Source organism: Nocardia sp. NPDC023852, from assembly GCF_040639505.1.
GTDB lineage: Bacteria > Actinomycetota > Actinomycetes > Mycobacteriales > Mycobacteriaceae > Nocardia.
Window position 1 is genome coordinate 22,320 of the sequence record NZ_JBFAAB010000044.1, and the last position, 9,221, is coordinate 31,540.

11 protein-coding genes are annotated in these 9,221 nt (G+C 68.1%); 6 read left to right on the plus strand and 5 right to left on the minus strand.

Annotated elements, in window-relative coordinates:
* Both AB0H00_RS30860 and AB0H00_RS30865 read right to left on the minus strand, forming a co-directional pair.
* Entirely contained in the window at positions 1-357 is a 357-nt protein-coding gene (locus tag AB0H00_RS30860) for a hypothetical protein (RefSeq protein ID WP_357273243.1), read from the minus strand.
* The gene (locus AB0H00_RS30865; RefSeq protein ID WP_357273245.1) at positions 354-680 is read right to left on the minus strand and encodes a hypothetical protein; all 327 of its coding nucleotides are present in this window, start codon (positions 678-680) and stop codon (positions 354-356) included. Before AB0H00_RS30865 ends, AB0H00_RS30860 begins: the two co-directional genes overlap by 4 nt.
* A gap of 116 nt (positions 681-796) precedes the next feature.
* Here AB0H00_RS30865 and AB0H00_RS30870 point away from each other — a divergent pair, with 116 nt between their 5' ends.
* From AB0H00_RS30870 to AB0H00_RS30885, 4 genes are all read left to right on the plus strand, one after another.
* Positions 797-1,585 carry a GntR family transcriptional regulator gene (locus AB0H00_RS30870; RefSeq protein ID WP_357273248.1) on the plus strand — a complete coding sequence of 263 codons (789 nt, stop codon included), beginning with the start codon at positions 797-799 and terminating at the stop codon, positions 1,583-1,585.
* A 2-nt stretch (positions 1,586-1,587) separates the two neighbouring features.
* Positions 1,588-2,421 carry a glycosyltransferase gene (locus AB0H00_RS30875; protein ID WP_357273250.1) on the plus strand — a complete coding sequence of 278 codons (834 nt, stop codon included), beginning with the start codon at positions 1,588-1,590 and terminating at the stop codon, positions 2,419-2,421.
* A gap of 74 nt (positions 2,422-2,495) precedes the next feature.
* Positions 2,496-2,807 (plus strand): hypothetical protein, encoded by a 312-nt coding sequence (locus AB0H00_RS30880; RefSeq protein ID WP_357273251.1) that lies wholly within the window; start codon positions 2,496-2,498, stop codon positions 2,805-2,807.
* Positions 2,808-3,030: 223 nt separating this feature from the next.
* Entirely contained in the window at positions 3,031-4,194 is a 1,164-nt protein-coding gene (locus AB0H00_RS30885) for a hypothetical protein (RefSeq protein ID WP_357273253.1), read from the plus strand.
* Between the two features lie 73 nt (positions 4,195-4,267).
* On the opposite strand, the gene AB0H00_RS30890 is transcribed toward AB0H00_RS30885, so the two are convergent.
* Positions 4,268-4,705: a hypothetical protein gene (locus AB0H00_RS30890; protein WP_357273255.1), complete on the minus strand. Its 438-nt coding sequence runs from the start codon at positions 4,703-4,705 to the stop codon at positions 4,268-4,270.
* Complete coding sequence (locus AB0H00_RS30895; protein ID WP_357273257.1) at positions 4,702-5,517, minus strand: AAA family ATPase; 816 nt, start codon at positions 5,515-5,517, stop codon at positions 4,702-4,704. Before AB0H00_RS30895 ends, AB0H00_RS30890 begins: the two co-directional genes overlap by 4 nt.
* A gap of 227 nt (positions 5,518-5,744) precedes the next feature.
* On the opposite strand from AB0H00_RS30895, the gene AB0H00_RS30900 reads away from it, so the two are divergent.
* The gene (locus tag AB0H00_RS30900; protein WP_357273260.1) at positions 5,745-6,956 is read left to right on the plus strand and encodes a hypothetical protein; all 1,212 of its coding nucleotides are present in this window, start codon (positions 5,745-5,747) and stop codon (positions 6,954-6,956) included.
* Entirely contained in the window at positions 6,956-8,680 is a 1,725-nt protein-coding gene (locus AB0H00_RS30905) for a hypothetical protein (protein WP_357273262.1), read from the plus strand. Before AB0H00_RS30900 ends, AB0H00_RS30905 begins: the two co-directional genes overlap by 1 nt.
* 71 nt (positions 8,681-8,751) lie before the next feature.
* Here AB0H00_RS30905 and AB0H00_RS30910 read toward each other — a convergent pair whose 3' ends face one another.
* Positions 8,752-8,988, minus strand: a complete 237-nt coding sequence (locus AB0H00_RS30910; protein WP_357273265.1) for a hypothetical protein — start codon at positions 8,986-8,988, stop codon at positions 8,752-8,754.
* Positions 8,989-9,221: the final 233 nt, after the last annotated feature.

Consider the following 9,221-nt stretch of genomic DNA (forward strand, 5'->3'; position numbering starts at 1 on the left):
TCACGCCGCCACCACCGATCCGGCGGCGGTCTGCGCGACGTCCACGACAAGATGCCGAGCGCGAGGCGCGCCCAGCCGCGCAATCGCGGCAGCGGTGGTCAGCTGCTCCATGCACGCGGCGCCCGCGATCATCGACTCGCGGTCGAGCAGGTCATCGACCAGCCGCTGCATGTCGTGCAGCTCGCCGCGCAACCGCTTCACCTCAGCGGTCAAAATCGCCACGAGCTGATCAGTAGTCAGATCCAGAGCAGGCCCAGCGGGCCGGACGTTGAGATCGGTCGGCCTCGGTACGGCCGGGATCGTCGGGGATGCTGCGCGACGCCGGGTCTCGCGCGGCCGGGTAGCGGGGATACTCATCGCGACCACTCCGCCCGCTCAGCTGCGGTCACCGGCCACTCCGACTGCTGCACCCGGATCACCGCATCGAGTGCGTCCAAACCCAAAGCGCGGGCGTGCATCCGGATCAGGGCCCACACCATTGCGACGTTCGGGTTGTCCTCCCACAGCAGCGGGCCCCACTGATCGACGATCTCGGCGACCGAAAGGCCAGCCACCGCCTGCGGGGCCGTCACAAGCCGCTCCGGCAACAGTGACAGCCGGTAAACGCCCTGCTCAAGCTCACATCCGACATGCTCAGTACGGGTGGCGATGAGCCACTTGCCATCTCGATGGATTGCCATTCGGAGTCCTCCCTGATTGCTACTTGGCAAAGTCATTAGCCTCTGTATAGTCCTAATTAGGACCTGTAGGAGTAGCAGTTGTCAAGAGTCAAAGAGGAGTTGCGATAATGAGGCCCATGGCACCGAAATACGAGAGGATCGCGACCCGGCTGCGGCAGATGATCCGCACGGGCGAGCTCGATCCGGGGCAGCGTCTTCCAGCCGAGACCGAGCTGGCCGCGACGTTCGACGTATCGCTGCCCACCCTCCGCCAAGCCGTGAAAGTGCTTCGGTCAGAAGGACTACTCGAAGCCCGTCACGGAGTCGGAACGTTCGTCCGCCCCCAACGGCATCGCACCCAGCGGCACAACAGTCGGCACCAGTGGGAGAAGGACCGTGCACGCCTCCCCGAGGAGGAGCGACGCCAGACCGGCACCACCGAGTACGACACAGGCCTGAAGATCAACGACCTCGCGTTCTGGGCGAAATACACCGTTACCGCGGCGGACTCGGATCTCGCCGAGGTCTTCAAAGTGCCGGTCGGCACCACGCTGTTGCAGCGGGACTACCGCACCCGCAAGGGCGCTGAGGCGCCATTCGGTCTGTCCAGGTCCTACCTGCCTTACGACTTGGTAAAGACCAACCCGGACCTGCTCGAGGACGCTCGCGAGCCGTGGCCCGGCGGCACACAGCATCAGCTCCTGACCCTCGGCATCGAACTCGACGCCATCGTCGACACCGTCACCGCGAGGCCGCCGACGATCGAGGAGCAGACCGAACTCGACATCCACACAGGCATCGCGGTGTTGGTCGTGCGCAAGACCTCGATCGACACCACCGGCCGTGTCGTCGAAGTTGCGGACATCATCTGGCCCGGCGACCGCACCGAGCTAATCTTCGAGACCAAGTTGGAGCGCTGGAAGTAACCATGCTGATCTCTGTCCTGACCGCAGTGCACCAACCCAGCGCGGTATATCTCCCCCAGACGCTTGCCAGCATCGCCGCACAGACGCTCCCTACCGGCTGGGAACTGGAATGGGTTCTCCAAGAAGACGGCCCAGCCTCCTCGGAAGTTGCCGGAATCACGGGCGGCCACGACTGGGTCCGGTACTCAGCCAACGGCGCCAAGCTCGGGATCGCTGGCACCCGCAACTTGGGACTAAATCGCGTGCGGGGCAGCCTCATTCAGGTGCTCGATAGTGACGACCTGCTACTGCCTGGCGCCCTCGCTACTCTCATTCCCCACTTCGACGACCTCAGCGTCCACTGGGCGCTCGGGCAAGCTGACGACCTGCTGCCTGATGGCACACGAAAGTCATTCCCTCCATACGAAGGCCTACCCTTCGGTCGGGTCCCGGCGGGAGCCGTGAACACCTGGGCACTCGAGACCGGCGGTAGCTGGCCGGTGCACTGCGCGGGGCTCATGCTGCGCAGCACCTCGGTTCGCGTCATGGGCGGCTGGGGTGGCGTGCCCACCAACGACGACCTGGTCATGTTCGCCGGACTATCCGGCGCCGCAGACGGCTACTTCGACGCCACCACCACCTGGCTCTACCGCCAACATGATGCACAGACCGTGCGAGGGAGCCACCACCGCACCTGGGGTGAAGAAACCCGCCGAATGGCATTGCAACGCGCTGTGGCAGTGCGCAACTCAGGTCTTCGGCTGCCCGATGCGGTCCCGGCCGCCAGCGAGAAGGAGTACGACGTGTCAGTCGCGCCTTCGCTGAAAGCTGTGGTTCCAGTCGACGATCCAAACTGAAATCGGCTTCTTGGGATCGGCGTGTCGTCACTCAGTTCCGCGTCTTCACAGATTGTCATGGAATGCTGTGCGGCATGGCTCAGAGAGCTAAGGGATCACGGCAGCAAATAGGGCCGCGGCTGGCCCTCGAAGTATTCGAGGAAATCCGTCAGCTCGCCGAAGATAACGACATGAGCATCGCCCAGTACGTCGCCGACGTCATGGCGCTCCATGTCGGCCGCGAGGACCTGGTGCTCGAGCTGGGCAAACCACGGAAGCCGACTGTGCGGCAGATGCGGGAGATCGCCAAACAACAGCGGGAAGCCGGTGGGGCGCAGCACAAACCAACGAAGACTCACAGGAAGAAGCGCAACGGACAGCACGAGGAGCTGCGACTGGCTGGATAACCCGCGCGACGTCCCTGCGCCGCCACAACAGAACAACCCCATAAACGCGGAAAAGCCCCCGGTCTAGCACACCGAGGGCACCGCTCCCCGAAGGGACATGTCTTTGCAGGACGCGTCTCAGGGTAACGCACGCCCGCACGCAGCTGCGCGCGAACACACCCTTGTCCGCAATAACGATTCTCACACCCCGACTGACCAGCGGAAATACTGCGCTTTCCGGCCAGTGCGGCGCCGGAAAGGTCCCTCGCTGGCGGCTGGGCTCTTTCCGCTGCCTCCGCTGCGCCTCAAGCTGCCCGAGGACGTCTACAACGCCGTCCCGACGTGCTGGTGGTCGCGTGAGCGGTGGATCGCGCACAACCTCGCGCTCTACGACGAGCACTACCAACGGCTGCGTGCCGAGGATCGGGTGGACGCAGTCGGCCGGCGCACGTTCGAGCACTACCTCATCGCCGAGTCCGGCGGCGCCGACTACAAGACCGGCCGCAACTCGCGCGTGACCATCGTCCAACTGCAGGCCGCGACCCTGCGCAGCGAATCCACGATGCACCGCTGCCGACGCCTGGTGAACACCCTGGGCACCCGCACCGTGGTGTTCCGAGGCCGCCAGCGCACGAAGCTGGAACGGCTGGATTCCTGGCGGCGCGGAGACCGCGCCCGCGGCTGGGCCGCCGTGTCCGCACTGCACGAATCCGTGGTCCTGCCTGTGGATAACGAGACTGTCGAAACCTTGCTCCACCAGGGTTTTGGCACCCCACCGGGGCGAAGCTCCGGTCCGCATGTTCTCTCACGCCCAAATCGGGTTTCTCCACCACAGAACGTGATGAAAGGACGCGCTTCGCGCGGCCAGGACGAGAGGAGGCGGCGCAGGAATCCCCGCGCCTACGACTCCAGAGCCCTGCTATTGGGGGCCAGAGTGCGCTCTGACGCCCGAAATCCGCTGTGGGTACGGCAGCTAGGGGTCCAGGGGCTGGCGGCTGTGCTGACGCGACGAGCGGTGGCCGGGTGGCAGGCCGATGACGTGCACGCTGCCCTGGACGAGGTGTACCTGTCCGGCCGCAAGATATTCGACCGGCCCCGCGACCCCTACGCCTACTTGGCGTTCCTGCTCAGCTCGACACCGGTCGACGAACCGCCGATGCTGCTGGACCGCGCCCGGGAGGCCAGCCTCGAGGCCGAGCGGCAGGCCCACCAGCGGGCCGAGCGAGAAGCGCGCCGCGCGGAGGCGATGGCGAAAGTCCCTGCGGCACCGGATTCTCCGGCACGCGCCGCAGCGCTCGCGGCCGCGGCCACGGCCGGGCACCGTGCGATCAGCAAGGCCGCCGCTCACCGCCAGGCCGCCGAGTGCGCCCGCCGGGAAATCGCGCGTTTGGCCCGTGAGCAGGACTGATCCTGCCTCTTTCCCTGGTGAATGCCTCGCGTACGCGCGGGCGCGCGTACGCGAGAGACCACACCGCAGTGTGTCACTCGGTGTAGAGGGTGATGTCGGCTTGGATCTCCGGTGGCAGCAGATGCCAGTCGATGCCGTGGCGCTCGCATGCCTCGAGGATGTAGCCGGCCAGCAGTCCCGCTGCGGTGCCCCGCCCGAGTGCGGCGTCCCGTTCGGCGATGAGTTCGTCGCGGCGGTCGGCGGCTTTGCGGGTGGCTGCTGCCCAGGCGTGGGCGGCGTCGCGGGCGGACTTGCGGCCGCGGGCCTCGGCCAAGTCGCGGGCATGGCCTCGCGTCTCGCGCGGACGCGCGCCCACGCGCGATGCATATTCCCTGGTGGCAGGTGGGGCCGCTGGTGGCGGGGCGGGCTGTGCGGGGACCGCCGGCGGTCGAGCGGAAACTTCCCATCCGTCGTCCTCGGACAGCAGGGACTTGCGGCGCTGCGGTGGTTGAGGCTGTTGGCTGCTGGTCATGCGGCGGCCTTGAGCATGTGCGCCGCGATCGGGGAGAACACGTCTTCGGACAGGATCCGCAGCCGGGTGTCCTTGGACTGGTCGAGGGCGATACCGGCTTTGATGGCGTCGGGGATCCCGACCCACAGCGGAATCTTGTTGTCGATCCAGACCGGGACGCCGGGGAAGTGCCGGGCCATGCCCTCGATGATCTCCGCGGCGGCGGTGCGGCCGGAGGTGGTCTCGCGCCACTTGTTCATGATCGTGCCGATGATCTGCAATTGCTGGTTGTGGTAGGTCCGCACCTTGGCGATGGTCTTACCGAGCAGCGCAAGGCCGTCGCCGGACCATTCGTCGGCCTCGGTCACCAGCACCACGGCGTCGGCGGCGGTGAGTGAGTTCTTCAGCAGCTGACCCAGCAGCGACGGCGGGTTGTCGATGATGACCAGGTCGTAGTCGGCGCGCACCGGCGCCAGGGCCTCACGCAGCCCGAATTCGCGTCCGTAATCCGAGGCGCTGAGCTTGTTGTCCGCGATCGACAGCGCCGACCCGCCCGGGGCGAGGTCCACGCCCTCCCAGATCGTCGGCACGAGCACCTCCCGCAGCGCGACACCGCTGTCGGGGGTGATCGCGTCGGCGAGGGTTACCTCATCGGCGGCCAGCGGGTCGCGGGCGAGGGTATTGGTCACGTTGCCCTGGGGGTCCATGTCGACCACCAGCACCCGGGCGCCGTGGTAGCGGTTCGCAGCGCGCGCGGCGCAGATCGTGCATGTGGACTTGCCCACGCCGCCCTTCTGGTTCGCCATCGCGACCACAACCGCATCCTCGGCCATCAGCTGCACTTCCTCCCGGGCAGGCCCCCGGCGGGCCGCCGTTCCCGGTCACGATGGCACACCGCCCGGCGACATACGAGCGGACACGCTGCCTGGCAGCCGCGCGTGCACACGCCTCGCGCGTGCGCGCGTACGCGCGTACTCAAGATCAATCAAATCGTTTTCAAAAATACGTAATTCTTTAACGTAAGAACAATAAACGAAAACAAATATGGTATGATCGGTGGGTGACGAATTCAGAGACCGCCCCGGGGGACACCGGGGGCGATGCTGCCGCTGAGCAGCGTGTATGCCAGTTCCCAGTCGCGTACGACACTGCGATCGGGGATTTCGTGGCGGCGGGGCACCCGCTGCCGCCCGCGCCGCCGGGTCGGGGCCGCCGGTCGGACTATTGCGGGGAGTTCCATGTCGATCCGGACGGGGTGCGGCGACGCCATGACCGGGCGACGGCGTTCCAGCGTCGACGGGAGTTGCAGCTCGAGGCTGCTGGTGCCGCGCCGAAGGTGCAGCGTCCGGCACCGCGGCCGGTGACCTCGTCGCGGGCGAGCCTCGCCGAGCTGATCGCCCAGTGGGAGATGGTCACCACCGCGCACCGCGACCAGCTGGCCGAGATCGTCGCGCGCGCCGCGGAGATCGTCGCGACCGCGGGCGATCCGGACGCGGCGGTCGCGGAGGTCAACCGGATCCGCGCCGAATCCCAGGCCGAGATCGACGCCGCGCGGGCTGCCGCGGCCGAGGCGGAGAACGACGCGTTGACCGCACGCCGCGAACTGGCCCGCGCCCTGGAGGACAAGGCCCTGGCCGAGGGCGCGGCCGAGGACGCTCTCGCTGACCGGGACGAGCAGGTCGCCACTGCGAACGCCGAGGCCGAGCAGGCTCGTGCCGACGCTGTGGCTACGCGGGAGGAGCTGGAGCGGGTACGCGTCGCAGCGGCCGAGCAGGTCGCCACCGCGAAACGTGAGGCGCTGGAGCTGGTCGAACGGGTCGAGCGGGAAGCCGACAACCGTGTCGCGCTGGCCGACCGGTCCGCCGCCGAGCGGATCGAACGCGCCGAACAGGCGGCAGCGGCCCAGGTCACCGCCGCGAACGACGCCCGGGATACCGCCGTGGCCGCCCGGCATCGCGCCGAAGCGGAACTGGCGGCCGCGGTGCAGGCCCGCGACGACGCCCGCACCGAACTCGAGGCGCATCGCGCCCAATCACGCGATGATGTCGCGCAGGCGAGGGCCGACGCCGCGGCCGCGCGGGAGGAGCTGGCCCAGGCCCGGACCGAAGCTCGCGCCGATCGCGAGCAGATGCGCGCCGACCACGCCGCCGAACTCGCCCGCGTCCAGGCCGCCGGCGAGGCCCGCGCGGCCACGCTGGACCAGGCGCTCACAGCGGCCCGGGAGACCATCAGCCGCCTGGAAGCCCAGATCACCCCGAAGGGGGACCGCTGATGTTCCGTCGCAAACCCAACCCCGATCTCGCCGCCACCACTCGCGGCGCCGATGATCCGCTGTTGACCGCGGATCTGCCCGAACGGGTGGCGACCGGCCGCGACCGGCTGGCCTACCAGTCCGATCCCGCCCTGCGGGAGGCGCTCTCGGAGCGGGAGCTGCAAGCCGAGCGCGCGCTGGCCGAACGGGTCCGCGAGCACGAACGCATCGAGCAGCTCGCCGAGCTGGAGACCGCCGAGGCGACCGCGGCCGAGGTACGCAAGACCACGACCGAACTCGTGCGCACCGAAGCCCGCGACCTGATGCAGTCTCGTCGCGCGCTGGCCGATCAGCGACGCGAGGCGTCCCCGCACGCGCAGCTGGCCCACCTGTACCGCATCAAGCGGTGGTCCGGACGCGGGCTGGCGGGTGTCGTGGCCGGGTCGATGCTGTTCTCGGCCGCCAACGTGCAGCACAACCTCGCTCCGGGCGGGCCGAGCGAGCCGCTGTACTGGATGAGCTACCTACTCGAGGCGCTGATCTCGACGGTGCTGGTCGTGTTCATGGTGTCCGGATCCGCCGTGGCGCGGTGGAAGATCACCGAGGGCGAGACGACGATCCGGTGGACCGAGGCCGGGTTGCTGGCCGGGTCGATCCTGCTCAACACCTACCCGTATCTGCGCTCCCCGCAGGACTGGTCAGGCGTTGCGGTGCATTCGGTCGCGCCGATCATGATGGGTGTCGCCCTGTTCGGCCACACCGCCGTCGCCAAGCGCATGGGCGCGGCCATCGCGAAAGCCTCGCTGGAGCTGTCGGTCACCGACGACACCGCCGAACGACTGGCCGAACTCCTCGCCCGCGCCCACACCACCGTCACGCAACCGCCAGCCCCGCAGCAGGCAGCGGAGCCGCTCACCGATGATGCGGTGCTAGCGGACTTCGAGCGCGAGTTCACCCCCGCACCGCAGCAGCCCCCGCACTTCGCGACGCACGAAAGTGCGGACGGTCAGCACTCCGAAAGTGCGGGAAGTGCGGGCACGTCCAGCACTTCGCCGGAGGTGGTGGCGGAGTCCGCACCGCACTACACAAGTGCGGGAAGTGCGGGCAGCCCGCACTTGCAAAGTGCGGGCGCTGCGGAGCCCGAGGAGATCGTCGCTGACCCCGCACCACATCAGCCGGTCATCGAAAGTGCGGGGCCTGCCGTCGAGGTCGCGGACGACGCTCCCGCACCGGCCCGCACCAAAACCAGCACAGCTTCTACCTCGACCGATGTCCCGGCACAGGCGGTAAGTGCGGGCGAAATGCGGGAGGAAGTGCGGGCGTCTCGGGCGCCGCGTTCCCGGACCGCGCACCCTGCCCGCACCAGTGGTGCGGGGTCGTCGGCACCAGCAAGTGCGGGGGCGCGGGCACAGTCCGCACTTGCGTTGGCGACGGCGGAAAGTGCGGGGGAAAGTGCTGGCGGTGGTGCGGGGTCGTCGGCCCAAGTGCGGGGTGCGCTGATCGCACTTGCCGAGGAAGTGCGGGCCCGCGGTATCGGTCGGCGGCTCGACCTCGACACCGTAGTGCGGGTGCTGGAGATGGCAGCCGCCGACGCGTCGACGAACGCGATCAAGGAGGCGACGGGTGTGCACCGCACGACGGTCGACAAGATCCGCACCGCCGCGGACGTGGTGCGGGCCGAGGCCATCGCGGGCGGGGACGGCGGGCGCGTGATCGAACTGCGCAAGCCTGCCGATCGGACGTAGCGCACCACACCCAGGAAGACGACGAAGGCCCCGGCGGCTCGAACCCGCCGGGGCCTTCATCTGTTTGGAGCCTACTCGTCGCCCTCGCCGAGTCTGTCGTCGGTGGCGGTCGCGAGCCGGGCGTGGATCTCGGCCTGGCGTTGCAGGCCGGCGACCCAGTGCCAGCGCTGAGCGAGCTCGGCAGCTTTGCCCGGTTCGGTGTGCATTCCGTGCTGTACCGCCTCGGTCGACACCCTGATCGCCTCCATCAGCGCGTCATGCGCATCCTTCGCCAGCCATTCAGCACGCCCGAAATGAGATAGCACCATGACCCCAAACGTACGGCCACAACACATCTCAACCCGCCCAAATCCCTCCGATGAGGTCACGTCAACAACCCCGACCACTGATCGAATTCCCGATACACTCCTACCGAACTTCAGGCAGAGCAAGGTAACATTTACCCCTGGTAAATGAGGATGCCCCTCACGGGGTGAGGGGTCCACCCGGGGACGGGTGGTCGCTGCGCTGGGCGTCGGTGGGACCGAGGAGGAGGTGGTTG

Excerpts from the sequence above, each read along its gene's own strand:
- AB0H00_RS30860 (WP_357273243.1), bottom strand. The coding sequence starts at position 357 with ATGAGTATCCCCGCTACCCGGCCGCGCGAGACCCGGCGTCGCGCAGCA.
- AB0H00_RS30865 (WP_357273245.1), bottom strand. The coding sequence starts at position 680 with ATGGCAATCCATCGAGATGGCAAGTGGCTCATCGCCACCCGTACTGAG.
- AB0H00_RS30870 (WP_357273248.1), top strand. The coding sequence starts at position 797 with ATGGCACCGAAATACGAGAGGATCGCGACCCGGCTGCGGCAGATGATC.
- AB0H00_RS30875 (WP_357273250.1), top strand. The coding sequence starts at position 1,588 with ATGCTGATCTCTGTCCTGACCGCAGTGCACCAACCCAGCGCGGTATAT.
- AB0H00_RS30880 (WP_357273251.1), top strand. The coding sequence starts at position 2,496 with ATGGCTCAGAGAGCTAAGGGATCACGGCAGCAAATAGGGCCGCGGCTG.
- AB0H00_RS30890 (WP_357273255.1), bottom strand. The coding sequence starts at position 4,705 with ATGACCAGCAGCCAACAGCCTCAACCACCGCAGCGCCGCAAGTCCCTG.
- AB0H00_RS30895 (WP_357273257.1), bottom strand. The coding sequence starts at position 5,517 with ATGGCCGAGGATGCGGTTGTGGTCGCGATGGCGAACCAGAAGGGCGGC.
- AB0H00_RS30905 (WP_357273262.1), top strand. The coding sequence starts at position 6,956 with ATGTTCCGTCGCAAACCCAACCCCGATCTCGCCGCCACCACTCGCGGC.
- AB0H00_RS30910 (WP_357273265.1), bottom strand. The coding sequence starts at position 8,988 with ATGGTGCTATCTCATTTCGGGCGTGCTGAATGGCTGGCGAAGGATGCG.